We start from the raw sequence: 26,644 nt of genomic DNA, 5'->3' as shown, positions 1-26,644 counted from the left end.
CATTAAAGGCGCAAGAAGTTATTACAAATAACGATAAACATAAAAAAAATGTTGCTGGTTGTGAAACCAGTTACGAAAAAAAATGCAACAGTAGACAAGCTCCCAACCCTTATATTGTCACTCATGCCCAATCTAAAATCTAAAATCTAAAATCTAAAATAGTATGACGATATATGTGGCGTGAGTGAGGGGAATAATTGCAGATTTCGCAGACTTTAACTTACCAAAAAAAATGCTAGAACTCCACTGTCACACAACTTATTCCGATGGCACTCTCACTCCTGCCGAACTCGTAGCCGCGGCCGCTTCATCGGGGGTTCGCGCCTTGGCTGTCACGGATCACGATACGATGTCGGGTTGGGATGAAGCCTTCGCCGCTGCTGCTTTGCACGGTATTGAAATAGTCCCCGGACTAGAACTCAGCACCGTTCACAACGGCCGTTCCCTGCACATTTTAGGTTTTTATCCTGATGCAAATAAGTTGCGCGTTCCTTTGAACGATCGCCTGGAAGGAAGGTTTCGCCGATCGCAGGAAATGGTCGAAAAATTAGCAGCAATGGGATACGCGATCGAACTGCCAAAAACATCGCCAGGAATGGCACCGGGAAGGCCTCACATTGCCTCTGCACTTGTAAAAGCAGGTCACGCGAAATCATCGCGGGAAGCATTCGATCGCTGGCTGGGAGATGACGGCCCGGCTTATGTGCATTACGAGAAATTCTCGATCGTCGAAGGCATTGATTTATTGCGAAGTTGCGGCGCAGTACCAGTTTGGGCTCACCCTTATTTATTTCGCGGCGGCGGTGTTGAGGAAGTTTTACAAGAATTAGTAGATGCTGGTTTAATGGGAGTTGAAGTATACCATCCCACCCACAGTTCTAGCCAAATCCAAAAGTTAAAAGATTTGTGTCTTCATTACGGTTTGCTAGCAACTGGTGGCAGCGATTATCACGGCCCCGATCCGGAAAGGAAAGCCGCAGATAGCACCCAATTGAATATGCTGCATTTGCCGTTAGAATTACTCGAACCGATTAAAGTTGCTGCGGCGAGTTTGAAATAGTTTTTTAGGACTCATATTTTACACCATTCTCAATTAGGCTTTTATGAACAGGCTTTTCGGCCTGTTCCACAAGAAAATTTATCTTTTGTGGAACGGGCCGGAGAGCCCGTTCTTGAGAATGGTGCAACATCTCAGTTATGACGAATTTGGCCGACGTATTCAGTGGTAAAAAAAAGGAAGCCTTCGCTTTGTGAGTGAGTAATTTGCACAAAGTAAATCATCAGCAGAAGACCGAGGTCAAGCAGAATATAAATTAATATGAAGTTAAAGGCAATTGCAGGTGAGTTAATTTTACAATGTTACTATAGCAACTTGCCAAACGGAGCTTATCATGACTACAGAAGACAGAGCGAAGGCGATCGGCAAAAATTTAGAAGGCAAAGCTCAGGAAATTTTCGGTAATATTACGGGCAACAGAAAAGACCAGGTTGAAGGTAAAGCCAAACAAGCGGAAGCTGCCGCCCGCCACGCTGCAGAAGATGCTAAAAATGCGGTGAAAAATCTGGCAGATAAAGCCAAAAGGTCGATCGACAAATTGTAGAAACCGCGCTATACCCAATCCTGGCGAAGAGTATTCGCTTCATATCAAATCCTTTGCTATCAAGGATTTGATATGATTTATTTTTGGAAGGTGCAAAAAAATGGGTGACTCCTGCGATATCTCCTCAAAAGCGCACTGGAGAAGTCCCTATTAGACCTCTTGCAAAAGATTTTTATGATATAATGAAAATGTTTGCTTTAGTTGATTGAATCCCAACTCCTCACTGCTTTTGGCTCGGAGCATTACCACGATTTTAATTCGACTAAAAAAATAAAATTAATTTTCATCCCGAAACAAATAGCTTACAAGATAGTGGCTATCAAGGGATAAAGAATGAGCGCACCAATAGTTATCTCCCTAAAAATCAACCTAAAAAGGGGAAACTGTATCTTTGAGAAAAAGACTACAATAGAGTTTTAGCACAGGAGCGAATAGGGAATTGAACAGGTTAATCGAAGTCTCAAATTTTTTAAAATATTGTCGAGTCGTTATGGTCTGCTTTGTAATTTGTTGTCAGCAATTTACAATTATGAGTTGGCTCTAGGGGATTCAATTTAACACCTGTGATGATAACATATATCTTTTTTGCAAGAGGTATATTATTCCAGATCGATAACCAATTACCAAGGAATTCATAATTATGTCTGCTGTTAGCTTAATTCAGGCCAATTCCTACGATCGCCAAATTTTACAAACATCTTTAGAAAGTTTGCTCGCACCCTTGGGCGGAATCTCGGCTTTTGTCAAATCGGGCGATCGGGTTTTACTCAAACCCAATCTCCTCACCGGTTCTCGCCCTACAAAAGAATGTGTCACCCGCCCAGAATTGGTTTACTGCGTCGCTAAAATGGTCATTGAGGCGGGAGGAAAACCCTTTTTAGGCGATAGTCCGGCTTTTGGTAGCGCGATGGGTGTGGCAAAAGCTAATGGTTATTTGCCTCTGTTGGAAGAACTGAATTTGCCAGTTGTTGAGTTTCAAGGAAAACGCTACGAAACAGTCAGCAAAGATTTCAATCATCTGCGAATTTGCAAAGAAGCAATGGAAGCGGATGTAGTGATTAATTTGCCCAAACTCAAATCTCACGTTCAATTAACGGTGACAATGGGCGTGAAAAATTTGTTCGGCTGCGTTCCCGGCAAAATGAAGGCTTGGTGGCACATGGAAGCTGGCAAAGATAGCGCCAGATTCGGTGAAATGCTGGTAGAAACTGCTCGGGCAATTAACCCAAATTTGACGATTTTGGATGGAATTATCGGTCACGAAGGTAACGGGCCAAGTGGGGGCGAACCTAAGTTTTTGGGAATTTTGGCCGCCTCTGATGATGTGTTTGCTTTGGACAGAACTTTAGTGGAAATTATTAATGCCGATCCGGAGGCGGTTCCCACTGTAGCTGCGGCGATGAGATTGGGGCTTTGCTCGAATTTAGAGGCGATTGATTTTCCGCTTTTGCAGCCGGAAAATCTCAAGGTTTTGGATTGGAAGTTGCCCGAAAGCATGATGGCGATCGACTTTGGTATGCCCCGCGTGGTGAAGTCGGCTTTCAAGCACCTTTATATCCGGTTTATAAAAGAAAAGTTCAGCATCAAGGCTTCGCATTAGCGAAGACAGAAGGGGTAAAAATTTTTTTTACTCCTTCTACTTCGCCAGGGTAATTGTCAAAAAATATTATTATATTACAAGATATATATTTATGTAAAGTTTATAATAAATTTGTTATAAATCTATGGTTTCATTACGTAGACCTGCTTAAACCGCATAATGTAACACCATGTAAACAGGTTTAAGTCAGCCATTAGAGAGCATTTGGAGACTTTGCCCTCGTTTACCTAGGGGCGTTTTTTCCCATCGACTTACTTAAAGCATTGAGATCGCCGTATTCGCAACTCGCGCTCATTCTTGCTAGTTAGATGATTTTACTTAAGTAAAAATACTTAGAACAGCCATTGCTTTAACCAAATTCACCCTAAAATTGCACTTTTCTTTATAATTTACCCCTAAACTATAAAGATTTAGTAAAGCTCGGAAAAGATTATTGACACTTATACGTAGATCGCAGATGATTGCTACATATCAAACAGACCTCCCATTAAATAATAAAGGTCTAATCCAGTTGCTGAATCAATCTTAAGTATTAGATATCTCCGAAACCGAGTCTGAAATGCTTCTCGTATCAGGCGGCGAAATTAAAATTCGGTAAATGTCTGTTATATTGATAAACAGCCCTTGCCAAGAACAGCAAAGATTCACTACCGCATCAACCGTAAAAACTTACAATCAGGGAGTCCCTAACCTATGCTTACTAACAACAATCTGACTATCGTACAGCCACTCAAAGTAAAGCTTTTGCCAAACGGTGAAGTTTTACTCACCCGCAAATTGATTGAAGCAGTTGGTGAGTTAGCCGAGTATTGGTCGGGATCTATTACGGTGATGATGGAAGAAACGAAAAAAGACAACGACCAGATAGATTCAAAAATATTCAAACTTGATGAATTGCCATTCAAACTGGAAATAATTTCTTTTGACAAAATCACCCCAGCTTTACTACATCAGCATCAGAGTTCGCTGGTATTGGCAGCCCCGGAATACAGACAGAACCATATCAGTAAAGTGTGTAAAATAGCGGGAGTACCGTGTATTTACGTTTCCGAATACAGTCTGAAAACTCGCAAACAAATCGTGAATGTGAGTACGAGCAATCCCTTGCTCCGTTTGCGAAGAATTATTTGGACTTACATTCAGGAATATAAGCAGCGCAAGGCAATCGCAATGGCAGATGGATTGCAGTGCAACGGCACCCCTACTTACCAAGAATACAAGCATATCAATCGCAATCCACAGTTTTTCTTTGACACGCGGATTAGCGAGGATATGTTAGCAACAGAAGCTGATATTGAACGGCGCACTGAAAACCGCTCTCCAGATATGCCTCTGCGGCTAGTATTCTCAGGTCGCCTAATTAAGATGAAAGGAGCAGATCATTTACTTGAGGTCGCTAAAGAACTCAAACAACTGAAGGTGAAATTTGAAATGTTCATCAGTGGTATTGGTGAATTAGAAGAGATGATGCACCAGCAAATAGCGGCCAATCAACTTAATGATTGTGTAAAAATGCTTGGAGTGCCTGACTTTAAAACAGATTTCTTCCCCTTTGTGAAGAACAATATTGATTTGTTTGTTTGCTGTCACCGGCAGGGCGATCCTTCTTGTACTTACATAGAAACTATGGCTGCTGGCGTGCCGATTGTTGGCTATGCTAACGAAGCATTCGAGGGAATTGCAGAAATGTCGGAGACGGGATGGGTTGTGCCAATGAATCAGCCTAAACAGATGGCGAAGAAAATTGCAGAACTCAGCCACAACCGGGAAGAAATTAAATCGATGTCGTTCAAGTCCCTCAAGTTTGCTCAACAGCACACATTTGAGAAGACTTTTCAAGCTCGCGTAAAACATATGCACGCTATTGCCTACTCAACGCGGCCTAATCCAGTCACCGAAAGTCAAGTATGTGATGCTCCCGATATGGTTTTGGCGTACAGTCAACTGCCTTAAGAATCCTTCTGCCTATGATTGAGACAGGTTTCATTAAGGTAGCCACGGAAATCGGAGGTTTTGTAAAGGCAATGGTTGAGGCGAGCGATCGTCATTAGATTTAGATGTTTTTCTCAAACTTAATAGCATCCAACTCGACTGGGCGATCGCACTTGTTCCATAGGTTATCAAGTATTCTTTAGTGGGTTACATTTTCTTGGCAACTATCAGATCCCACAGCAACTATAAACAATGGAGCGACCAACTCATTTTCCTTTCCACCGGAACTGGCAAAACTAACAGGGGTTTTAAGTAGGTAGGCGGGATTAAACCGAATACTGTAACAGTATGTAAATAGGCTTAAGTTAGCCAGTAGAGATCATTTAGACATTTTACATCGTTTACATAGTGGCGTTTTAAAGCGCCGACTTATAAGCTGTTGCGGCCTTTAAATTGTATGTCAAAAAAAAATCAAAGTCTTGTGGGATGGGCGTCCTGCCCGCCCTGAATATACAATTTAAATGCGCGACTGCTTACCAATTTCCTAAAGTCCTGCTACAGAGATATCCTATCAAATAAATTTCCATCCCCTCAAAGAAGCAATAACTTCCAACGTCAACTTATTTAACTATTTTTTCTCCGCTGCTCTCAACTCTTCTATTTGGTCAAATCTCAACCATTTCAATGTTTTTTTACGTAGCCCGACAGTCATTCTATGGGGTTTACTTCCGGACTGTATGGGGGTTGAAACAGCAGGGTAAGCTCATCTAATTTGGGATAAATTGTACTTGACTTTAAGGGCAAGATATAAAGGATCATCGTGTCAAGAGTGGTTCTTTTGAACTCATTTGAGATACAGCATATTCCATGTAGATGTGGTACACACAAGAAGAGCGATCGCCTGCTGTTTGGTGCGGATACACCCGTCAATCTGTAAGTTTTATCGACCTTTTAAATAGAACTTGCAGATTGATGGGTGTATCCGCACCTTATTTACTACAAGATAGTGTGTACTACATATACATGGAATATGCTGTATAAACACCCTAAACATACAGCATATGCCCAAATCTTATTCAACAAAAAAACAGGGATTAATGCAAAGAAATTCACCCGCATTAATCCCCAATTATTCCAGATTAGATTAAGCCAGATTAAGCAGCAACTAAACCGCTGTGTCTCAACAAAGCTTTAGTGCTCGGTTCGCGTCCCCGGAAAGTTTTAAACACTTCCATCGGGTGCAAACTGCCGCCCAATCCTAACACTGTATCTCGGAAGCGCTTGCCTGTAGATGCGATCGCACTTTCATCTTCCAAACCCACTTCCTCAAACGCCGCAAAAGCATCAGCGCTGAGCACTTCCGCCCATTTATAACTGTAATACCCCGCCGCATAGCCACCCGCAAAAATGTGTCCGAAAGCGCACAAAAATGCGTCTTCTTCCAGAGGAGGCAAAACAGTCGTAGTTTTAGCGATACGGTTGCGGACATCGGCCACAGTTTCGCTGCCGCCCGATCGATAGCGGTGGTGCAATTCGATGTCAACGCTGCTAAAATGTACTTGCCTGAGCATGACGGTGCCGCTCATGTAGTGGCGCGCTGCTAGCAGTTTTTGGTAATAGTGTTCCGGCAAAGTTTCCCCGGTTTCGTAATGCTTTGCCATCCCGAACAAAGTCGCGCGGTCGTAACACCAATTTTCCATAAATTGACTGGGCAATTCCACCGCATCCCACTCAACATTATTGATGCCCGAAGCCCCCGGATAGTCTACCGTTGTCAGCATATGCTGCAAACCGTGACCGAATTCGTGAAACAAAGTTTCGACTTCCAAGAAAGTCATTAAACTCGGTTTGCCGTCAACCGGAGGACTTTGGTTGCACACCAAATAAGCCACCGGCAACCGCGTGGTTGTTTTTCCCGCTTCCACAAATTTAGCGCGCACCACGCACTCGTCCATCCAAGCACCGCCGCGCTTTTCCTCGGGGCGGCTGTAGGGGTCTAAATAGAAATTGGCGATCGTATTTCCTGCTGCATCATCTATTTGGAAATAGCGCACATCTTTGTGCCACACAGGAGTTTGACCGTCCGCCGCAGTTACTGTCACACCGAACAGCCGCTTTACTAATCCAAATAATCCCTCTAATACCTGTGGCAAAGCAAAATAAGGCCGCAATTCTTCGGCACTAAAAGCAAACTTTTCTTCCCGGCGCCGTTCCGACCAAAAACCAATATCCCAGTGCTTCAAATCCCCAGCTTCCGCCGCGCCTTTTTCGGCAGCAAAAGCTTTCAATTCTTCTAAATCTTTGACAGCAGCATCATAACTAGCCTGACGCAATTCTTCTAACAAAGCTTCCACTGCTGCAACATCGGGAGCCATTTTGCTCGCCAAGCTCAATTCGGCATAACTGCTAAACCCTACCAAAGCAGCTTTTTCCTGGCGCAAAGCTAAAATGCGATCGGTCAACGGCCAGTTATTCAATTCTCCGCTACTTGCTCTGCCGATAAAAGCTTTGTACAACTTTTCGCGCAAGTCACTGCGGGTGCTGTGCTGCATGAAAGGGCCGTAACTCGGAAAGTCTAAAGTAATCCGCCAAGGGCCGTTTTCGGCATCCGCATTTTCTTCGCCCGCGCTGCGAGCGGCTTGAGCTGCTAAACTCAACAAACTCGGTGGCAAACCGTCAATTTCGTCTTTGTTTGTGAGGGTGATGCTGAATGCTTTGGTAGCGTCGAGGACGTGATTAGAAAACTGGGTAGTAATTTCGGCCAATTCTAATTGAATGGCATTAAAACGATCTTTTTGCTCGCCTTCTAAACCGACGCCGGAGAGTTGGGCGTCTCGGAGAGCGGCTTCGACAATTCGCTTTTGAGCTGACTCTAAGCTGTCCCAATTTTCGCTTGCCCGCAGCGCTTTAAAAGCTTCATAAAGCGGTTTGCTTTGACTGAGCTTGCTCCAAAATTTTACTACTTCCGGCTGCACTGTTTCGTGAGCCGATCGCAGTTCCGGGCTATTTTTCACGCCCATCAAATGTCCGACAATGCTCCAGCTCCAATTTAAACGCTCTCCGAGTCGCTGCAATGGTTCTACTAAGCCGCTCCAAGTCGGCTCTACAGAGGCTTCTAAGGCAGCTAGCGAGGCTTCTAGTTCGGTCAGCAGTTGGGTGATGGCGGGGACTACGTGTTGTGGTTCGATCGCGTCAAATGGGGGCAATCCTTGACCGATTAGTAACGGGTTATCAGCAATAGTTACGGTTGCAGTCATTGATTTTTCTTGTAACAGGTTGAAAACAGTTGAACTAGACAGATTAGCTTTTAATCTTTTAACACAGTTGTCGAAAAAGTAGGACTCGATCGGGCGTGAGTCGGAGAGTCGGAGAGTGTCGAGCGTGTCCGAGGGCAAAAGTATTCCTTCTGACTGATGACTAATGACTGCTGACTAATGACTACTGACGGTTCTCTGGTGTGTGCTGCAACTCCTTGACAACTGAGATTAAGCGCTTGAGGTGAGGTTTGACAACTTCTTGCTGCTCGTGTTCCAAACGGTGGATTTGAGCTTGGACAATCGACAAATCCGCACTCGATTGGTGTGCGGGAGCTTGCAGTTGGCTTTGCAAATTGGCCATGACTTTCTGGATTTCCAAAAATCTAGTATTTACTACTTCCCAGTCGTCTCTGGTGATAGAAGTTTCTGCCAAGCCTTGCGTCGCACTTTGCAGTTGCTCTATAGCCTGTTCCACAGCTTGGAGATTCGCCCGTTGGCCAACCGATAAATCTTGCAGTTGTTCGCTCACCTGCTGGCGGACATCGAGCACAGCAGACGCCACGATTTCTTGCAAAGAAGCTACCGACTCTCCTAAACTCAGTAACTGCCGCTGAATATCGATCGACTCCTCAACAGCCTCATGCCTAGGTAGTGCAGCCATTTGCTGGCGCAGCGCTGCAATATCTGCAGACAACTGCTTGCGTAATTTAACAATTACCGTCACCGCCGTTTTTTCGACTTTATTGACAGACTTTTGGACTTGGGCCATTTCCGAATTTTGATGCACCCGCACTTGCTGCTCGAACCGATACCGGTTAGCAACATTCAGCGACAAAGCCAAAGTTAGGGGAGCAACCCCGTAAAAAGCTTGACCCGACACTGCCACCGCCAGGGAACCCACACCAGAGGCCGCCAGAGAGGCGTACTCTGCCATCTCCAGCCAGTGCCTTTGAGGAAAACTTGGTCTCAAGTGGTTTGCAACAGAGGGTTTTGGCTTCCGCACGGCTCTTTGGGTCATAGTATTTGCTCGTTGTGGGTAAGGTTGCGAGACTGGGTGGAGCATCGATTTCTATCCTTTTTTCAGTTATATGTTTTAGATTATTTCTTGGCACTCTTCTATTTTTACCTTTGTGAGTAAGTTAAGGATGACTGACATATTATTATGTATTTGGGAGCCTGTGGCGATCGCCCCTAATTTCGGCTGTTAAAAGCTTCGCCCCCACGCGCCCTCTATTTTACAGGAGTTAGCGCGATCGGGTTCGGGCGATCGACTTCGGGCTGCCCAGGCTCACCGAAAAATGCCTAAGACTATTTTAGATTTTAGATTTTAGATTAAAAGTTAAAAAATGCGACCTACTCAGGGCGATCGTCGTTTGGAGCTTGTCGGGAGTTGCCTTTTTGTTCGCGCATTGGTATAATCTACTCTTTCTCAATTGCCCCTCTCCAATTTACTGTAAAAATTGACCAATGAATTCAGAAAAACCCGGAATTGGCGATCGGCTAAAGTCTATTTTCAGTATCGCCATCTTTATCATTCTCGTACTAGGAGTAGGCTTTTTAAGCGTGAATTTTATTTCAGCTCTCTATGCAAAATTTTCTTAAAATTAGTCCTGGACGCATGGTGTCCCAGAAACCGGGTTTTTTGCGAGAATATTTGGTCGCAGCCACAGATTCCCTGAAAAACCCGGTTTCTTTGGCTTTGATGCGTAAGTCCTGAAAATGACTGATGAGTAACGTTCTTTTTTTAGATTTCCAATTTCGCCGAAGTTGTCGGGAATGTGGAATATTGTGTTTTTTTCAAAATTTATCATAATTTCAACTGTAAAGATTGTGGTCTGGGTCTAGCCAGACAATATAAAAAACATTTTCACTAAAAAAGCCATGCACCCTGCCGTATTCATTAGCAGATATTTGAAACTGGTAGGGAACATTTACTAGCTCGTCTTCATTGGGAATGCCAAAGCCATTAGGTTGAGTAGTATTTTTCCAAACTCTGCCATGACAGCGCAGACTTTTACTCTGATTATTGATAATTTCTTGAGCATTCAATTGTGACAAATCGCGCAGCCTTCTCAATAGAGATGCTAGATACTTAGCATCTCTACCGCCAATGGAAAACTTATCTTTATCATCCTGATAATACCGGAAAGAAAAACTAATTCCTTCCGGTATTTTTACATCCAGACGATTGATGCTAGATAAAGATGGCTGGCGGCGTATATCTGCTTTTTTAATTTTCTTCGATGACACGGGTTTTGTAAAATTCTCTCATTAATTCCTTGGTAATAATAGCACGAGAAGGTTCATCTTTTGGCAAATTCCCTCTAGCCTTAATCCAAGGGTCTTCACGGCGCACCATCAATTCTAACTCATAGGCATCGCAAAAGAAATACTCGTCGGATAACTCGTCTAAAAACTCTTGTACTTCTTTGGGAAACTCTGGTTTTTCGACTTCTTTCAGAATTGGCTTCCAGTCAAATTGTTCTTTGTATTCATAAAATAAAGCCGGGATAGTCGGCCCGTGCACCCAAGCTTCAAAATCTTCATCAAAAAGCGGTGTATCCTCAAAGGCTAAATACCATGCTTGGGCGTAGTACAATAGTTTTTGTAGCTTGTGGTTGCTGAGATAGGAGCCTACATCATTCGCGAACCAGAGGTAGTAATCAGCGAGTTTTGAGGCTGTTGTGACTGTAGTTATTGTGGTCATATAACTCGACTCAATAAGTTTTGTATTCTATGATAGCACAGTCACCACTCTTTATGATGGGGCGGTTGAAACCGCTTCTTGTCAAACAAAGTCTGCCTCTGCAGACTAAGAAATAAAGGAGGTGTTTAAGCCGGATTGGGTATAACTGAAATCTTACCCTCTGTCAAAAATTTGTAGGGGCGGGTTCACCAACAATAATTGCCTAAAACGAACAATCTCGTAAACCCGCCCCCACCCACGAAAAAGCCCCTTATTGATATTGGTGCGACATCTCCGTTACAACCCTTTGATATATTGCTTCAGTACAGGTGGCAAAGTGTAAAGACTTTCCTGTTTTTCGCTCGCACAGCGCCGCGATAGAGATTGCAAGGCGTTTAGCAAATCTGATGATGATATTTGTCCGTTTTGTAGCAATTTTGCCATAATGCCCAATAGGTTATGATATATTTGTTTGCAGTTCAGTTTTTCTCAGATAAGGTTAAAGTTGATTTTTGACGAAGGTAGGCAATTAGAGGTTGTGCAGGCAATTGAGCGGGTGAGAGACGGAATTCTCTGGAAACCTGGAAAAGCAATGTCTCATTTACTCAAAAGGATTAATTTAGGCCATTTAGGGCCGGACGCGACCCTTGAAGAATATAATAGACTTATCAGTTTTATTGTTAGGAATGCTGATGCTAAAGTTTATGTGTATGTCTACGGAAAAACGTTTTATCCGACAGTTACCAGCAGTGTAAATAACACAATATGGCTGGTAATGATGGGCTTGGATGGAGTTTTAGAAACGGCTTTTCCTCCAAAGGAACCGGAAAGCTACCTGGCTAATTCAATGTTTATTTATGTAGGTTTAGTTAAGGATTTGTTATGAATACTTTGGTAAAAAACTATTGTGTAATGGTTGAATTTCCTGATGTGAGTGGGGCTGAACATTTAGAAATGTTGCAACTTAGAGATGAGTTGGCAAAAGTTGAATCTCAACTGAGTGAGGAAGAGAAAGGTGTATTAGCAAATGCAGATCGACGGTTAGTTGAACAAGCAAGGGAGTTTTATGAGGAGTTGTCGAGATTTGTGGATTTAATGCAGAAGCGCAAATTTGAGGAGATTACACCTCAGCGTTGGTGGTGGTATTTGGATGTTTTGGCATTGTTGCCGAATTTGAGGAAACAAGAGTTGACAAGCGGTGTTGTTTGAAATGTTTATTCACTGTCGATGTTTGTTAAGTGCGATCGTCTAGTTTTGATATACTGCTTTAGTACAGGTGGCAAAGTGTAAAGACTTTCCTGTTTTTCGATCAAGCAGCGCCGCGATAGAGATTGCAATGCGTTTAGCAAATCGGATGATGATCTTTGTGCATTTTGTAGCAATGTGGCGACGTTGACTGGCTGGTTTTCTGTCGCCAACAATGACATGACTTGTTTTTCTAGTTCGGAAGTGCGATCGTACTGCTGTTGTAAAACATCTTTCAAATCTTCGGGTAACAATATGGTATCATCTATTAATAACTCATTCGCGCCGATTCCCAACTCTTGAATCAAAGTCGCCACGCTTTTTAACCAGAAGGGGTTGCCTTGGTAGCGGTGAATGAGTGCTTCGCAGTTATCGATTTCTACTAATCCTTTATCTCTGAGAATTTCTCCTGCGGCTGCGGTGTCTAAGCCAGTGAGTTGTAAGGTACGAATGGGAGTATTTTCGCTGGTGAGTTGAGGAACTTCTTTCGGCGGTTCCCAACCGACTAGCAGAAAGCAACTTTGATGGGATAATTTTTCTATTTGTTTGAATAGGGAGCGATATTCTTCGTATTTTGGTTTATATTTTCCTGCCAATTCGCCACTACAGAAAAGGTTGTGAATGTCATCTAAGACTATTAAACAGCGATGGTTTTGTAAATATTTAATCAGCGGTAAGGGTTTCTGGTTTGTTGCGGATGAATCAGGGTTTTCTGACTGGGAAAAAAGCTGTGTTAGGTTGGATTGCAATTTATCTATGGTGGGGAATTCGTCTAGTGTGTACCAAACTGCGTACTCAAACTCGTTTTTGATTTGTTGTACGAGTTGTACTGCTAGGGATGTTTTGCCGATGCCGCTGATACCGGTGAGGGTGATGAGGCGGCAGTTTTGTTGTAGAATCCAGGTTGTGAGGGTTTGGAGTTCGTGGGTGCGCGAGTAGAAGTCGCCCAACTCGGGCATTTCGCTTAAATCTTGATGTGGAGTTTTAATTGGTTTTGAATTAGATGTTTCCTGATTTCGTGGGTGGGAGTTTGGTCTATCTGGCGGGTCTCTGTTTTCTCCACAAAAATTAACGAAGCCTATTTGCACAGAGTCTTGTGCATAATGTGAAACTATCGAGACTTGCAACCTCTCCATTGCCGATCGAACATTCGTTTTATTAACATCTTCTCCCAACTCTTCTGAAAGTATCTGCCATAATTGCGATCCAACTTGCCTAAGATAACTCTCGTTAAAGTGAATATCCTCGGCAATTTTGGTATATTTCTCACCTTGCATGGTTCCTCGCAGAATGGCCTCTTGTAAGTTATCGAGGTGCTGACCAGTTTTGGCAAATACCATCTCGTCAGCCATTTGTAGCACTTCCTTAAGATTCATGCAGTATCGTGGATGTTGTGATTTTCCGTATTATACCTAACATTTTCCAACATTTTCTGGCATATTCTAACATTTTTTACACAGGGCGGGTTAGATTAGCAGACAAAATTGCCAACAAAATTAAGCTTTTTGGCCTAGACAAAGCTGGGATTTTTGAAATAATGATAGGAGAAATATCTATCAACAAAAATTAACAATGCTTTTCAATTTAGTCAAAGTAGTCGATAGAGCTAACAGTTTGGCGTTTTTTTATAAAAGCCTTCTTTTGGCAGCACTGGTTTTACCTTTTTCAGCTATTCCTGGGCAAGCTTCTCCTAACTATCAAGAACGAGACGGAATCTATGGCGAAATAAAATTTGCTGAATTCTGTAATATATCTGGTAATCTGAGGGCAAGAGTTATTGCCGAAGCGGGTAGTAGAGATTCAAGAGTTCAGAGCGTAGAATTTCAAATGTACACAAGATATAGTCTCGGTGTAAATGCATTAGGACAACCATTTGGTCTTACTAGTGGTGAAAACTGGCGAAGGCTGAGGATTGAGTCTAATAGTAGACGGCGTGATAAAAGATTCTACGACACAAGTTCACTGTTTTTCCCACTTCAATCAATTGTTGACTCACCCGTCAAATTTTCGATTCACGTTAATCATAGTAGAGGTAGAACAATTGACCTGGGAGGCATTGTTGATATGGGAAGAATTGAACCAGGAAAGTGCAGAATATATGATGATGGTAATTTCAGATAACCTGATGGTTGTTATTACGAACTGATTCACAGCGCGATCGCCCTTCTTATTTTTTTCAAATCAGATCGATCGCCACAGCAAATAAAAGGGCGATCGCCCATCCTACATATTCCCTTAACCCTCCTGTCACCCCAACCTCTCTTTCCACTGACAATCCGATCGATTTCCACCATCCCAAAGGGCGAGGATTGCACGCAGGGTGTGAAGTGTAGCTATCCCGTTGGGCGATCGCCACAGCGAAAGAAAGGGCGATCGCCTTTCTGATTCTTTTCAAATAAGAGCGATCGCCCTGATGATTTTCTTCAAACAGGTGCGATCGCCCTTTCTTGTTTCAGATGACCGATCGCCTAAAATGAAAGAGCGATCGCCCCTCACACCAAATACCAAACACTGCAATGATTTTACCAAGAGCGATCGCCCTTCGCCCATCAAGATCGATCGCCCTTTCTTGTTTCTGACGATCGATAGCCTAAAATGAAAGAGCGATCGCCCTTTCTATCAACTCCTAAGAACTTGCGCTTTTTCCTCTATATCTAATCCGCCTTCGCTTAAAGTATCAGCCGAAGCATGACGATCCATAAACTCACATAACAGCTCAAAAAACTTATCAAGTGCTTTGCTTTCATCCTCAGAATAAAACAGAATGACATTAGCCCAAGATTGGCTAGTCTGCACGTTGAATCTTTTTCGTATCCACTCAGGAAACTCCCTAAAATCGCTATCTTGTTTCGTTGGCTGTTCTCCCAACTCATATTTAGCGACGCTGTAACCCGATAAAAAAGCCTGAAGACAAATAATTGAATGTCGTCCCAAGTACATTGAAGGAGCTTTCTTTATTTTCTCAATCAGGGTATATAAATCGTGCATTTTTTACCTCAATATTTTTAAAATAACTGCAAATTTTGCAGTTCAAAACTCCTCTTCTATAATCTTAAAGCTTCCCATGCCCAGTTCCAGAGTAGGAGATGTTAAATTTTGCAGCCATTCCTGCCGAGTCACACCACTACAATCTATATTATCAAAAACAATTTCCTGTTCGTCGATGGTAATTGATATCCCTTGATGGTAGCCATTAGTAGCAATTTGCTGCTGTCGTCGTAAATCATAAATCACTGACCAAGGTAGGTCTTGCCTTTCTAAATCCAGTTTAATCTGCTTACCATGTAGGTTTCTGACCGTCAAGAACTCTTTGATAGCCTGACTACATTCAACACACTGAAAAACCCCATAGCGACTGGCAATTTTAGCGATATCTTCTCGAATTTCATCTAAACTACTCCGATCTAAACTCAAAGTGTAAAGTTTACCTCCTATATTTATGTACAAGTATATCTCAAAATCATTGCCCGCAGAGCGATCGGCAGATTGCGTAGCGTGCGATCGCGCTCTTTCAAGGCTTGTCCAAGGGAGCCAGATCGCCCTTCACACCAAATACCCAACACTGCGATGATTCTACCAAGATCGATCGCCCATCAAAACTCATAGCGATCGCCGTTACAATCAAAGTATCAATCCTCGTGAGATGCCGCGATGACCATCAAAGAACTCCTCATCCAAGAAATAGATAGCACCCCTGACGAACTGCTTGCGGATCTTCTCAGTTTGGTACGATCGCTAAAATCCACTCCAAACCCCCAACTTAATACCTACGAACAACTGCTAGAACGAATCGACTACCTCGAAGCTATCATCGGCATTCGCAAAGGACTCGAAAGCTTCGATCGAGGTGAAGGAATCCCAGTCGAGAAAGCCATGACAGCGCTACAGCAGCAGTTCAACATTCCTCAGAGTCTATGAGTTCCTAGAAGTCAGTCACATTGACATTTTTGATTTTCGCCATTTTGCCCTAAATAGTAAAATACAGAAGTAAGCTAGGCAATTGCCAACCTCCCTCTTCTGCTTGAGAGTACAATAGATCTATGAAGTTTCAGTGGGACTCAAACAAAGCGATTAGTAATGCCAAAAAGCATGGTGTGTCTTTTGAAGAAGCTGTCACTGTCTTCGGAGATCCACTGGCTATTACAATTTCTGACCCTAACCACTCTGTAGGTGAGTTCCGTCTTTTAACGATCGGTCAATCAAATTTACAGCGCCTTTTTGTTGTGTCCCATACAGAACGACAAGGTGAAGTGCGTTTAATCAGCGCCCGTTTAGCCACCCGACAAGAGAGAAAAAGCTATGAGTCAGGAACCTGAAGTAACAATTAATGACGAGATGAGACCTGAATACGATTTTTCAGGTGGTGTCCGTGGCAAATACTATGAAGCCTATATGAAATCAAGTAATGTTGTGATTCTCGATCCAGACGTAGCAGAAATATTTCGAGACTCAGCTTCTGTCAATGAAGCGTTGCGATTGCTGGCAAAAATTGCCAAGTCTGTCACTGTTTAGGTAGCGCATAGAGCACAACAAATCAGATCCGAAAGTTTCCAGGTTATCTGTGGTTGCATAGGTGGAAAGCAAGGGGTGGTGCGATCGCCCCTAACACCAGATACCAAACACTGCGATGATTGTACCCAGCTCGATCGCCCTTCACACCAAATACCAAATCGATGTCTGCGGTACAATCAAGGTAAAACGCATGATTAATCTTTCAAAAATTACCACGCTCAACTGACTGGTGACTAACTAATGTAAAAACTTGCGAACTTGATATTCGCGACTTTCGGCGATCGCAATGTGCAAATCGCCCATTTGGGCATCCAACTCATCTATTGTGCTTTGCGGAACCGACTTCCACTTCTCCCTAGTTTCCCAGCGAATCAACATCACCACCTCATTTTCCACCGGATCTACCCAAATTTCTTTGCCTAAAAAACCGTCCCAACTTTTTAGTCCCGCCGTCCAAACTTCCTGATCTCGTTGAATAAACTGCTCCCACTTTTCTTGAGGTACTTTAAATTTTAGCCACTCAATTACCATCTTATTTCCTATTTGTAAATAGCCAATTAATCGTTGCCGATCGCAATTTTAATTATCAACTCCGTTCCCTCTCCCGGACGCGAAACACAGTGCAACTTACCGCCGTGCTTTTCTACTACTAAATGCTGGGAGATTGCTAGACCCAAACCAGTGCTCGTGTCTGAACATTTAGTGGTAAACAAAGGGTCAAAGATGCAGTCGAGGACTTCTTCAGTCATGCCAGGGCCGTTGTCACTAATGGCGATCGTAACTTCGTTTTCCCCTACCACGGAAGTCCGAATCCGAATTTCGGGATTGAATATTTCAGATTTCGACTTGGCTGAAGCTAAGTAAGACTGATTTTGAATTTTACCATACTTTTCGGCATTTCTCCCCCCTTCTTCCAAAGCGTCGATCGCATTTGTCAACAAGTGCATGAACACTTGGTTTAAGTGTCCCGCATAGCAGTGAACTCGTGGCAAATCTCCGTACTCTTTAACTAGAGAAATTCCTGGCCGTCCCCCTTTAGCTTGCAGGCGATTTTGCAAAATCAGCACAGTGCTATCCAAACCTTCGTGGATATCAGCCGGCTTCATTTGGGCTTCGTCGGTACGCGAGAACAAGCGGAGCGATCGCACGACATCGCGAATCCTTTCCGAACCGACTTTCATGGAATTTAGCAGTTTTGGCAAGTCTTTTTTGATGAAGTCTAAGTCTAATTCTTCTATCAAATCTTGAATTTCCCGCACGGGATGGGGATAATACTTTTGGTAAAGCTCGATCGTTCGCAGCAGTTCTTGAATGTAGCCAGTGGCGTGGCTGACATTGCCAGAAATAAAACTAACTGGATTGTTAATTTCGTGGGCTATTCCTGCTACCAACTGCCCCAGAGATGACATCTTTTCTGTTTGAATCAGTTGAGTTTGAGTTTGCTGCAAAATTAACAGCGTCTGCTCTAATTTTGCCGCTTGTTGTCGCAGGCGTTCTTCGGATTCTTGCAAAGCTAAAAGAGACTGTTTGCTGTCTGTAATATCCAATCCCACAAATACCGCCGCCGTATTATTATGGTATTTTTGAGCCACTATTAGATAAGTTTTATTTTCTCCTCTGATGCTCGCTGTTACTTCTTGAGATGTTTTCTTTTTATGGTTTGCAAAGAAATCGTATACTAAATCGTTAAATTTGGGACTTGTCTCTAAAAAACCTACTTTTTGACCGAAAAATAGTTCGGCTGGCATTTTGTAAGCGCTAGCTAAATGTCGGTTTACTCCCAAATAACGCAAATCGGAACTTACCCAAGAAACTAATCCCGGCACCGCGTCCAAAACTGCTTGAAGTTGCTCTTTTGCCTCTACGAGCGCTGATTCTGCTGCGAGGCGGGCGGAAATGTCGCGGGCGATCGCGCAGCGGTATTCGCAGCCGCCGTATACTAAATAATTGACTTTAACTTCGACGGAAAAACTGGCGCCGTCTTTGGTTTTGTAACTGGTTTCAAAAGTGAGGTTGTTTTGTTGCTTGAGAAGAGCCCAGTGTTCTCGCCAATCCGATGCTGGCAACCGCGAATCGATGTCGCTAACCCTCATGTTTAGCAGTTCCGATTCCGAGTAGCCAAAAAGATGGCAAGCGGCTTTGTTCGCGTAGCAAATTTGACCGTCGGAGGTACTAAAAAAGATTGTATCAGCAGCATTTTCGAGGGCAATTTGAGTTAGTTGCGGTATTGTTTCTAACTGCTTACTTTTGACCTCGGACTGAAATTTATTATAGCAATTGGTTTGAGCGGAAGCCTCACCTACCTTAGATGCAAACAAAATCAAACCGCCGATCGCACCTTCGTTATTTTTCCAAGGTTGAAATACCCATCTTACCGGCTCGCTAACACAGCCGCTTGCGATTTTTCCTGATACAGATGCGATCGATCGCCCTGCCACAAACTCGCTGTATTCCAAAACTCCCCTCAAACAAGCCTGGGCATTTTGCTCCCAATATTCCGGGAGATTCGGGAACAGTTCCCAATGAGATCGGCCGATGGCCTCGCCGTCGCCCAACCCGCAATCTGTTTCCCAGCGACGAGAAACCGACAGATAGCGCATTTCACAATCTACCATTGCCACGGCCTCGGCGGAGCGCTCCACAAACCGCCGAAATCTGTCTTTACTCTCCGACACGGTTGCCTCTGCGGGTTGTTGGGCGATCGGGAAAGTCCCGTCAACGTACCTTCCCAGTCCCTGAATTTTTTGCTGAACTGGCTTAGTTTGCACGGTTTGGGATTTCCTCCATAGCTGTCAAGTTTGAAAAATTCTGTTTGAGACCAAAAATGCTGTTTTTCCCTGATTTGCTCTCTCGGACGATACCCTTAGAGGGTATCACCCATCATTGATATCATTTTTGATGGGGATATGTCTATAGGCATTAGTGTCAATTTAAGAGCAAATCTAGTGCCCGCCTGCTGTTTGACCATTAGGCATAGATCGCGTCGGCGCCGCCGGAATAGTCGGAGGGGACTGGAGTGCTCTGTTTTGTCCCCCGACTATGAGATCGTGTAGCCAGTGCGATCGCCAGATAGCTTGATAATCCAAGATAGCGCTCAAACAAATTTGTGCGTAAATTCACTGGTAAAATCCACTCTCCCTTTCCGTAACATTGCAGGATCTAATCTTTCCGTCGTGTTACAAGTCATCAAAACTACGAGTTTTTGCTGAAATTGAATGCCGTTTTCGTCGATAACGCTTTGATACAAAGTGCCATCCAGCAAACTCAAAATATGTTCGGTTTTGTTAGTGCGTTGTGCTTCTGCAGTCGATCGATCTTGAGCCAAATTATCAGCCTCATTGATAATAATACAAATCCGCTCCAAATAACTCGGTGGCACAAAATTTTCCACAGCATCGTGGTCTAAGATAAAAATCACATAACCCAGCGGCACTAAAATTTCCTTGGCTACCGCTTGCGTCCAAGCAGTTTTGCCTGTTCCCGGTTCGCCACTAACCAAAACAGCCAACTGATTTTGATCCAAAATTGCCTGCTGAACTGTATCAGTAAAACTTTGAACCTCCGCAGAAAACGTGCGAATTGGGAACTGGCTGTGAACCTGTCCGACGCGGCTTTTGTACCCGCCCAGAATCACTGCTAAATTATAAGTTGCCTTGCTAACGAGCGGCGCCATATCTTGGCAAATCAGAGTGTAACAGCGTCTTCCCCTATCGTAGCTGTCAATTTGCAGCCAGCAGCCGAATCGAGCCCAAGAAGCATAAACAGTACCCAAAACTTCCAAGCGTTCCCAGCTAACAAACCGCTCCGGGGGATAAGAAAAATGTCTCTCCATAAAAGACTGGGTAATTGCATCCGGTTTCCCTAGCAAATCCAGAACTTTGAAAACAGTAATTTCTTGGAGTTTGTTGAGAACGTAGTCGATGGGAATGCTAGCGCGGCTGACCAATTGCACCACAGGCGTTTCGGTAACTAAAACGTCTTTGTAGCGGTAATCCGGGTAAACTGGCTGCGGAGTAATGTAATCCCAAAATTCATCCATTTCGTAGCGAGTATTTTCCGAAAATACATTTAAAATATTTGCCCACCAAGTATATTGGTGTCGTCCCATTGCGTCAGCAATATCGCTAGCTGCCCCTAAAGTTTTTTGAGCTAGTTCTTGGGGGTCGCTAGACGCTAAATGTACCAGGTGTTGCCAATCAAATTGACGGTAAAAAGGTCGCCAACCAGAGCCTAGCAGACCTCTATTTTGAGAATTGTTTTGATGAAAATTGTTTTCGCGATCGCCCATATATTCCGCACTCATTTTGCCAAAGTCCTACTTACTCTTATTTTACATTTTTTGTGGCACACATTCTACAAAAAGAAGGAAAATTATCAAGTTATTTTGAGATAAGCTGGCGGCACAAAATCTACCAACCAAACTTTGTTTTCCGAGCAGTAAAATGTATGACCATCGCATTGCATGGCTGCGGCATCTACAGTAAAGACTGCCGGGATGCCATGTCTTGCACCTACTTGGCGCGCCGTCTGGATATTCACCGACAAATGAACATGATGCCGCGACATTTTCCTCATTCCTTGACTGAGAATAGACTCGACGGCAGTGCTACCTGTTCCGTGGTATAAAATAGCCGGGGGAACAGCGGGTTCTAACTGCAAGTCAACCTCTACGCTGTGCCCTTGGTTGGCACGAATTAGAGTGCCTGTGGAGTCAAATGAAAAGCGCTGCTTGTCGTTTTCCGCGACTACTTCCTTGAGTTCTGCAAGCTGAACAGGGAAGTTATTTTTTTGGCACGCAGCGAGGAGTTCGCTAACAGGAACCCAGCCACCGGGAGCGAGTTCAATGCCGATGCGCGAGGGCGCGTGACGCAGGTGTTTGCTGAGATATCTGCTGATTTTTACTAATCGAGAATCGTTCATAGTTTTACTTTATTTATTGAGCTTTTAAATCACCTTTTACAAAATGTCAATAACGGGTTATCTTGTTGATGGGAGGCGGGTTTGTTGAATCTGTTTGCACTGCCAGAGGGCGTTTGAGTGAACCCGCCTCTACAGGTTTGGGAAAATGATTCCCGGACGTAAAAAATGGTCTCACGCGCGAATTATAGCGGTAAGGTTCAGCCTTAAGCACTTACATAATTAGGTGAGGCGTCCGGGAACCAAAAACTTTTATGGGTGCAGTTTTTTACGCGTTTTATCTTTTGATAATTATCCAAAACTCTGCATTTTGCCGAAGGCCTTCTACCTGGGGACAACTCCGCCAAAAACAGCAAAATTTAGATAGCGCCAGTGACATCCTGCGTCGGCAAAACCAGCTTCTGCAAGCCACTTTGTCTGCTCTTCCACAGAGGAGGGAATATCTTCTTCTCGATATTTTTGAAACCAGGCTGCATCGTCTTCTCCGTTAGCTTTCATGTACTGCCGCCACAACTGTTCGTATTGCTCAGTCAGCTTTGGGGTAGCACCTGTCGCAATATCTCGAATTAGCAAGATTCCCCCTGGATTCATGGAGTGGAAAAGTTTGTGAAATAGCTCTTGTTTACCTGCGCTGTCGAGGTGGTGGATTGCCAACCCAGAAACTACCACATCGTAACCGCTGCCGAAATCATCTTCGGCGAAATTTCCTTGCTGCAAGGTCAGCCGTTCTCCGAAAGCTGACAAGTTAGTTTGGCAAGTTTTCAGCATATTTTGTGCCATGTCAAAGGCTAGGACTTTTGCTTGAGGAAATGCTGACAGAATCAGAGCCGACAGTATGCCAGTTCCCGCGCCTAAATCCAGAACTTTTATGTTACCATTCGTTTCAGAAGGGATTAACTGCAATATTACATCGTGTTGCTCGCGATAGCGCGGAATGAGGCGAGGAATTAAGCCGTCAATCGATTTTAGATTTTAGATTTTAGATTTTAGAGGCGACCCCACGGATAAATGCGGGGGCAATAAGTGATTTTCGATTTTCGATTTGGGATTGATTCCACTGATAAATCACGTGGCGGGTACCACATGAAGAAATTCTTGGTCATAATCAAAGGCTGTTTGTTCAAATTGTTCGCGTACAGCGTCTAAATTCACAGACGATTTTCCTCAAATTGTTAATAGTTGAGTGCACCAAGGCAGTTTGCCGGTTGTCTTCTCTGAAAGCATATTACATTTGATAATACAAAAAATATACAGACCTGTCAAGATGTTGAAGAAAATAATTTAAAAGAAGTTAGGGACGATCGCCAGACAGGGACTTTGTGCGCCCAAACCCGCCCGTGATTTGGGAACTGTCTAGCCCTGCACATATATCTCCTTCAGTGCAGATGAGGCAGAATGCCACAGACGCGAAAGCCTGCCGAAGACCAGACTTTGTGCCAGATACTAGGAGTAATTGTGAGCAAAAAGTTGACGGTTATGATACCAGTTTTAAACAAGAATGCAACTGTCGGTGTGTGATCCACACCATAAAATTATCAGTGATTCCCCTTAGTAAAATATAAAAGATACCAGATAAAAAGGAATGAGCCGGCAGCCGACGATCGGCTAGACATGAAAAAATCAGTCCTCAGATTGACAAACTTTAGCCAACTATAAACAAAAATTAAGGTGACTCCCGAGTGGATGTGGTACCTGCCAATTTGTCAGGAAGATGAAGAGATACAAAATATTACACCCGCCGGTGCGGGAAAGAAAATTGTGATAATGAATCAGGATGCGAGTAGATTAGGTGTCAGCCGTCAGGGGAAAATAGAAGCAATGGAAATCCAACAACGGAGTAAGGATAAGCCCGATCGCCCGCAACAAAACGCGTCCGATCGGCTCGGTCAATTTTCTACGACAAAAGAACTAGATTGGTCGCTACAAGAATGTTTAGATTTTAAAAGAGCGATCGACCGATCGACACTGGCGCTGAGGACTGACGCGCGAGGAATTATCAACTATGTCAGCGATCGAGTTTGCTCAATCTCCAACTATTCGCAAGCCGAACTAATCGGCTGCCACTTCGGCATCCTCCATTCGGAATATAAATCTTCGGAAATAATCAAAAATCTGCTATTAACTGTTGCCAAAGGTGAAGTTTGGCAAGGAGACATTCAGAATAAAGCCAAGAATGGAAGTGATTATTGGGTGTACGCAGCAGTAGTTCCACTGTTGGACTGTAAGGGAAAACCCTGTCAGTATTTGGCGATCGGATTCGACATCACCGATCGCAAAGCCGTGGAAGCAGCCCAAGCCGAAGCCAACCGGGCAAAAGACGAATTTCTGGCGATCGCCTCCCACGAACTGCGATCGCCCCTGAGCGCGATTTTGGGATGGGCGCAGCTAGCTCGATCCCGCAATTTAAACGAAGCCACCACCACCCGCGCTTTGGAAATCATCGAGCGCAACGCCAAATTACAAAACAGGCAAATAGACAATCTCCTCGACCTCTCGCGGTTGCTGCGGGGGAAAGTGTGCCTGAACATCGGCGAAGTTCACCTCCCGTCGATCGTGGAATCTGCGATCGACACCCTCCGTCCCACCGCCCATGCTAAAAACCTCCGCGTAGAAAAACATTTCGACCCCGCCGTCAGCTACGTTTTGGCGGATGCAGAACGCTTGCAGCAAGTAGTCTGGAACCTCCTGGCCAACGCCATCAAATTCACCCCAGAATCCACACCATACCCAGTTCAAGTGCGGATCGAGCCTACTGAGTCGGGCGTGTTGATTCGGGTCAGCGACAGCGGTTGCGGCATCGACCCCAAATTTCTGCCGCACATCTTTGACTACTTCCGCCCTGCAGACAACTTCCAGAACAAGGAACAAAATCGGCTTGGGCTCGGACTCTCAATTGTGCGACAGTTGGTGGAACTGCACGGGGGAAGTGTTTGGGCTTCGAGTCCCGGTCTCGGTCAGGGGGCGACCTTTGATGTGCTGCTACCGGGCGCCAACAAAAATGCACCCGACGATCGCACTGCTGCGATCGCCCAAAGCGAAAGCAGACCCGGATCGGTTTCCAAACCCCTAGCGGGAAAGCAAGTCCTGGTGGTGGAAAGCAGCGCCGAAATCCGGCAATTTCTCAAAACTGGCCTCGAAGCATTTGGAGCCAAGGTAACAGCGGTGGGTAGCGCCGCCGAAGCGATGGCGGAGTTGCAACAGTCGCGCCCCGACGTGTTGGTGAGCGATATGACGGTATCGGGAGCCGACGGCTGCGATTTAATCCGCCGCATCAGAGCCATGGAAATGTCCGAGCACAGGGAACTGCTGCCGGCCGTGGCGCTGACGGGAGGGATTGAGGAAGAAGATTCGGCCGAAGCGCTGGAGGCGGGGTTTCAGAGGCATTTGTCGAAGCCGGTGGAAGCGAATCAGTTGGTGAGTGCGATCGCCCAATTGGCTGGACTGACTGGATTCGGATCTGGAGAGTGGGGTTCGGGAAATATCCGGGCGGCCACACCCCAGGCCACGCTGCCGGAACCTAACAGTTTTGACGACAAAAATTATCTAGAACAATTAACAAGTGACAGCAGAGAATTACCGCTGTTGCTGGTAGTAGAAGACAACAATTTTCTGCTGGCTTACCTCCAAACTTTATTAACTCCGTACTATCGAGTCGCTGTGGCGAGGGACGGGGTTGAAGGTTTAGAAAAAGCAAAAAGTTTGCAGCCAAATTTGATTGTGAGCGACCAAATCATGCCCCGACAAAACGGACTGGATTTGCTCAAGGAGATTCGGAACACGCCAGAATTGAAATCTACTCCGGTAATCTTTTTGACAGCGCGATCGGGGATGGACGCTCGGATCGAAAGTTTGGATGCGGGTGCTGACGATTACATTTCAAAGCCTTTTGACGAGAGGGAATTGCTGGCGAGGGTGAGAAATTTGTTGCGATCGCACTCAGCCGAACAGCAGTTGGCGGAGCTCAACCGTCAGTTGCAGCAGCAGAAACAGCAGTTAGAAACAGTGAATCGAGCCTTGCAGTATTTGGCCAATTACGACAGTTTGACTGAGGTAAGAAACCGCCACTCTTTTAATGAATACCTCGATACGGAATGGCGGCGTTTGGCGAGGGAAGAAGCACCGCTGTCATTAATTATGTGCGACATTGATTATTTCAAACTTTTCAACGACACTTATGGGCACCAAGCGGGGGATGAATGTTTGCGGCAAGTGGCGACGGTGATCCAGCATTCGGTAAAGCGAGCGGCAGATTTAGTAGCGCGTTACGGTGGAGAAGAATTTGTAGTAGTTTTGCCGAATACCGATATTGAAGGTGCCACTTCCGTAGCTGAAATGATCGCACAACAGGTGCGGGGTTTGCACATAGCTCACGATAAGTCTGCTGTCAGCGAATATGTGACGCTGAGTTTGGGTGTAGCTTGCTGCATTCCGGGGGCGAAATCGCAGCCTGGTGAGCTAATTGCGATGGCCGATGAGTCACTTTATCGGGCGAAAGAAGCAGGGCGCGATCGGGTTTCGGTTGCCACATTTCAAGGATAATATAATAGTTAAATCAACTTGTATGGTGCGTCAGAAATCTATCGTTTCGATTTAAATATCTTTTTTGGGATCGGACACACCATACCAATGTGCTGGCAAACTTTGGTGAATTCAAATTGCTATAAATATAGTTAAAGGAGGTCGTGCCATGACAGCAACCACCGCTTGCACGCCGAAGGAAAACCAGCGGTACAATTGGCCGACGGTGTTTCGATTTATGCCTATCACGGCGTGATTTTACCCGAATGGTAAGGTAGCCTGCACCCGCACCAGTCGCAGTCTAAGGAATGAGAATTAAATAACTTCCACAAGATTGTGGGATGGGCGTCCCGCCCGTCATGAGTGGACGGGCGGG

27 protein-coding genes and 2 pseudogenes are annotated in these 26,644 nt (G+C 44.5%); 15 read left to right on the top strand and 14 right to left on the bottom strand.

The window, feature by feature from the left end; genetic code table 11:
• Positions 1 to 232 precede the first annotated feature (232 nt).
• From QUA88_RS09775 to QUA88_RS09750, 6 genes and pseudogenes are all read left to right on the top strand, one after another.
• On the top strand, positions 233 to 1,060 hold the full coding sequence (locus QUA88_RS09775) for a PHP domain-containing protein (RefSeq protein WP_333055932.1): 828 nt from the start codon (positions 233 to 235) through the stop codon (positions 1,058 to 1,060).
• A gap of 331 nt (positions 1,061 to 1,391) precedes the next feature.
• Positions 1,392 to 1,601, top strand: a complete 210-nt coding sequence (locus QUA88_RS09770; protein ID WP_333155612.1) for a CsbD family protein — start codon at positions 1,392 to 1,394, stop codon at positions 1,599 to 1,601.
• A 216-nt stretch (positions 1,602 to 1,817) separates the two neighbouring features.
• Positions 1,818 to 2,159 (top strand): annotated as a pseudogene (locus QUA88_RS09765) (transposase family protein); the annotation flags it as partial.
• Between the two features lie 82 nt (positions 2,160 to 2,241).
• A complete protein-coding gene (locus QUA88_RS09760) occupies positions 2,242 to 3,201 on the top strand; it encodes a DUF362 domain-containing protein (RefSeq protein WP_333055929.1) in 960 nt (319 codons plus the stop codon).
• A gap of 693 nt (positions 3,202 to 3,894) precedes the next feature.
• Entirely contained in the window at positions 3,895 to 5,154 is a 1,260-nt protein-coding gene (locus QUA88_RS09755; RefSeq protein WP_333055928.1) for a glycosyltransferase, read from the top strand.
• A gap of 852 nt (positions 5,155 to 6,006) precedes the next feature.
• The gene (locus QUA88_RS09750; protein WP_333055927.1) at positions 6,007 to 6,174 is read left to right on the top strand and encodes a hypothetical protein; all 168 of its coding nucleotides are present in this window, start codon (positions 6,007 to 6,009) and stop codon (positions 6,172 to 6,174) included.
• A 113-nt stretch (positions 6,175 to 6,287) separates the two neighbouring features.
• On the opposite strand, the gene QUA88_RS09745 is transcribed toward QUA88_RS09750, so the two are convergent.
• Both QUA88_RS09745 and QUA88_RS09740 read right to left on the bottom strand, forming a co-directional pair.
• Positions 6,288 to 8,390 (bottom strand): M3 family metallopeptidase, encoded by a 2,103-nt coding sequence (locus tag QUA88_RS09745; protein ID WP_333271453.1) that lies wholly within the window; start codon positions 8,388 to 8,390, stop codon positions 6,288 to 6,290.
• 181 nt (positions 8,391 to 8,571) lie between these two features.
• On the bottom strand, positions 8,572 to 9,408 hold the full coding sequence (locus tag QUA88_RS09740) for a hypothetical protein (protein WP_333055925.1): 837 nt from the start codon (positions 9,406 to 9,408) through the stop codon (positions 8,572 to 8,574).
• A 567-nt stretch (positions 9,409 to 9,975) separates the two neighbouring features.
• Here QUA88_RS09740 and QUA88_RS09735 point away from each other — a divergent pair.
• Entirely contained in the window at positions 9,976 to 10,107 is a 132-nt protein-coding gene (locus QUA88_RS09735; RefSeq protein WP_333055924.1) for a hypothetical protein, read from the top strand.
• Positions 10,108 to 10,205: 98 nt separating this feature from the next.
• Here the strand turns inward: QUA88_RS09735 and QUA88_RS09730 are convergent, their stop codons facing one another.
• From QUA88_RS09730 to QUA88_RS09720, 3 genes and pseudogenes are all read right to left on the bottom strand, one after another.
• A complete protein-coding gene (locus QUA88_RS09730) occupies positions 10,206 to 10,640 on the bottom strand; it encodes a hypothetical protein (RefSeq protein WP_333271450.1) in 435 nt (144 codons plus the stop codon).
• Entirely contained in the window at positions 10,621 to 11,097 is a 477-nt protein-coding gene (locus QUA88_RS09725; RefSeq protein ID WP_333271446.1) for a type II toxin-antitoxin system antitoxin SocA domain-containing protein, read from the bottom strand. Before QUA88_RS09725 ends, QUA88_RS09730 begins: the two co-directional genes overlap by 20 nt.
• 276 nt (positions 11,098 to 11,373) lie before the next feature.
• A pseudogene (locus QUA88_RS09720) lies at positions 11,374 to 11,520 on the bottom strand (ATPase); the annotation flags it as partial.
• A 61-nt stretch (positions 11,521 to 11,581) separates the two neighbouring features.
• Between QUA88_RS09720 and QUA88_RS09715 the strand changes: the two are divergent.
• Positions 11,582 to 11,962: a hypothetical protein gene (locus QUA88_RS09715; RefSeq protein WP_333271443.1), complete on the top strand. Its 381-nt coding sequence runs from the start codon at positions 11,582 to 11,584 to the stop codon at positions 11,960 to 11,962.
• Positions 11,959 to 12,285, top strand: coding sequence for a hypothetical protein (locus QUA88_RS09710; protein ID WP_333055918.1), 327 nt, complete (start codon positions 11,959 to 11,961; stop codon positions 12,283 to 12,285). Before QUA88_RS09715 ends, QUA88_RS09710 begins: the two co-directional genes overlap by 4 nt.
• A gap of 5 nt (positions 12,286 to 12,290) precedes the next feature.
• Here the strand turns inward: QUA88_RS09710 and QUA88_RS09705 are convergent, their stop codons facing one another.
• Positions 12,291 to 13,697, bottom strand: coding sequence for an ATP-binding protein (locus QUA88_RS09705; protein ID WP_333271440.1), 1,407 nt, complete (start codon positions 13,695 to 13,697; stop codon positions 12,291 to 12,293).
• 196 nt (positions 13,698 to 13,893) lie between these two features.
• Between QUA88_RS09705 and QUA88_RS09700 the strand changes: the two genes are divergently transcribed.
• Positions 13,894 to 14,442, top strand: a complete 549-nt coding sequence (locus tag QUA88_RS09700) for a hypothetical protein (protein WP_333271437.1) — start codon at positions 13,894 to 13,896, stop codon at positions 14,440 to 14,442.
• 55 nt (positions 14,443 to 14,497) lie between these two features.
• On the opposite strand, the gene QUA88_RS09695 is transcribed toward QUA88_RS09700, so the two are convergent.
• A complete protein-coding gene (locus QUA88_RS09695; protein ID WP_333271434.1) occupies positions 14,498 to 14,716 on the bottom strand; it encodes a hypothetical protein in 219 nt (72 codons plus the stop codon).
• Positions 14,717 to 14,734: 18 nt separating this feature from the next.
• On the opposite strand from QUA88_RS09695, the gene QUA88_RS09690 reads away from it, so the two are divergent.
• A complete protein-coding gene (locus tag QUA88_RS09690) occupies positions 14,735 to 14,920 on the top strand; it encodes a hypothetical protein (RefSeq protein ID WP_333271431.1) in 186 nt (61 codons plus the stop codon).
• A 20-nt stretch (positions 14,921 to 14,940) separates the two neighbouring features.
• Here QUA88_RS09690 and QUA88_RS09685 read toward each other — a convergent pair whose 3' ends face one another.
• The gene (locus tag QUA88_RS09685) at positions 14,941 to 15,309 is read right to left on the bottom strand and encodes a hypothetical protein (protein ID WP_333271429.1); all 369 of its coding nucleotides are present in this window, start codon (positions 15,307 to 15,309) and stop codon (positions 14,941 to 14,943) included.
• 42 nt (positions 15,310 to 15,351) lie between these two features.
• Positions 15,352 to 15,735 (bottom strand): papain fold toxin domain-containing protein, encoded by a 384-nt coding sequence (locus QUA88_RS09680; protein ID WP_333271426.1) that lies wholly within the window; start codon positions 15,733 to 15,735, stop codon positions 15,352 to 15,354.
• 237 nt (positions 15,736 to 15,972) lie between these two features.
• Here QUA88_RS09680 and QUA88_RS09675 point away from each other — a divergent pair, with 237 nt between their 5' ends.
• From QUA88_RS09675 to QUA88_RS09665, 3 genes are all read left to right on the top strand, one after another.
• Positions 15,973 to 16,239 (top strand): prevent-host-death family protein, encoded by a 267-nt coding sequence (locus tag QUA88_RS09675; protein WP_194011533.1) that lies wholly within the window; start codon positions 15,973 to 15,975, stop codon positions 16,237 to 16,239.
• A 122-nt stretch (positions 16,240 to 16,361) separates the two neighbouring features.
• On the top strand, positions 16,362 to 16,637 hold the full coding sequence (locus QUA88_RS09670) for a BrnT family toxin (RefSeq protein WP_333055915.1): 276 nt from the start codon (positions 16,362 to 16,364) through the stop codon (positions 16,635 to 16,637).
• The gene (locus tag QUA88_RS09665; RefSeq protein ID WP_106147613.1) at positions 16,621 to 16,833 is read left to right on the top strand and encodes a hypothetical protein; all 213 of its coding nucleotides are present in this window, start codon (positions 16,621 to 16,623) and stop codon (positions 16,831 to 16,833) included. Before QUA88_RS09670 ends, QUA88_RS09665 begins: the two co-directional genes overlap by 17 nt.
• Before the next feature lie 237 nt (positions 16,834 to 17,070).
• Here QUA88_RS09665 and QUA88_RS09660 read toward each other — a convergent pair whose 3' ends face one another.
• The 5 genes from QUA88_RS09660 to QUA88_RS09640 all read right to left on the bottom strand — a co-directional run bounded on the left by QUA88_RS09660 (position 17,071) and on the right by QUA88_RS09640 (position 22,653).
• A complete protein-coding gene (locus QUA88_RS09660; RefSeq protein WP_333055914.1) occupies positions 17,071 to 17,364 on the bottom strand; it encodes a TIGR03792 family protein in 294 nt (97 codons plus the stop codon).
• Between the two features lie 26 nt (positions 17,365 to 17,390).
• Positions 17,391 to 19,601, bottom strand: coding sequence for a PAS domain S-box protein (locus QUA88_RS09655; protein WP_333055913.1), 2,211 nt, complete (start codon positions 19,599 to 19,601; stop codon positions 17,391 to 17,393).
• Between the two features lie 326 nt (positions 19,602 to 19,927).
• Positions 19,928 to 21,136, bottom strand: coding sequence for an AAA family ATPase (locus QUA88_RS09650; protein ID WP_333271422.1), 1,209 nt, complete (start codon positions 21,134 to 21,136; stop codon positions 19,928 to 19,930).
• Positions 21,137 to 21,207: 71 nt separating this feature from the next.
• Entirely contained in the window at positions 21,208 to 21,753 is a 546-nt protein-coding gene (locus QUA88_RS09645) for an RNA 2'-phosphotransferase (protein WP_333271420.1), read from the bottom strand.
• A 321-nt stretch (positions 21,754 to 22,074) separates the two neighbouring features.
• A complete protein-coding gene (locus tag QUA88_RS09640) occupies positions 22,075 to 22,653 on the bottom strand; it encodes a class I SAM-dependent methyltransferase (RefSeq protein WP_333055910.1) in 579 nt (192 codons plus the stop codon).
• 765 nt (positions 22,654 to 23,418) lie between these two features.
• On the opposite strand from QUA88_RS09640, the gene QUA88_RS09635 reads away from it, so the two are divergent.
• The gene (locus QUA88_RS09635; protein WP_333271417.1) at positions 23,419 to 26,289 is read left to right on the top strand and encodes a diguanylate cyclase; all 2,871 of its coding nucleotides are present in this window, start codon (positions 23,419 to 23,421) and stop codon (positions 26,287 to 26,289) included.
• Positions 26,290 to 26,644 lie beyond the last annotated feature (355 nt).

The sequence above is a fragment of the Microcoleus sp. D3_18_C2 genome (genome assembly GCF_036702395.1).
Taxonomy (GTDB): domain Bacteria; phylum Cyanobacteriota; class Cyanobacteriia; order Cyanobacteriales; family Microcoleaceae; genus Microcoleus.
The sequence above is the reverse complement of the archived record's forward strand: the minus strand, read 5'-3'. Positions and strand labels throughout refer to the sequence as shown.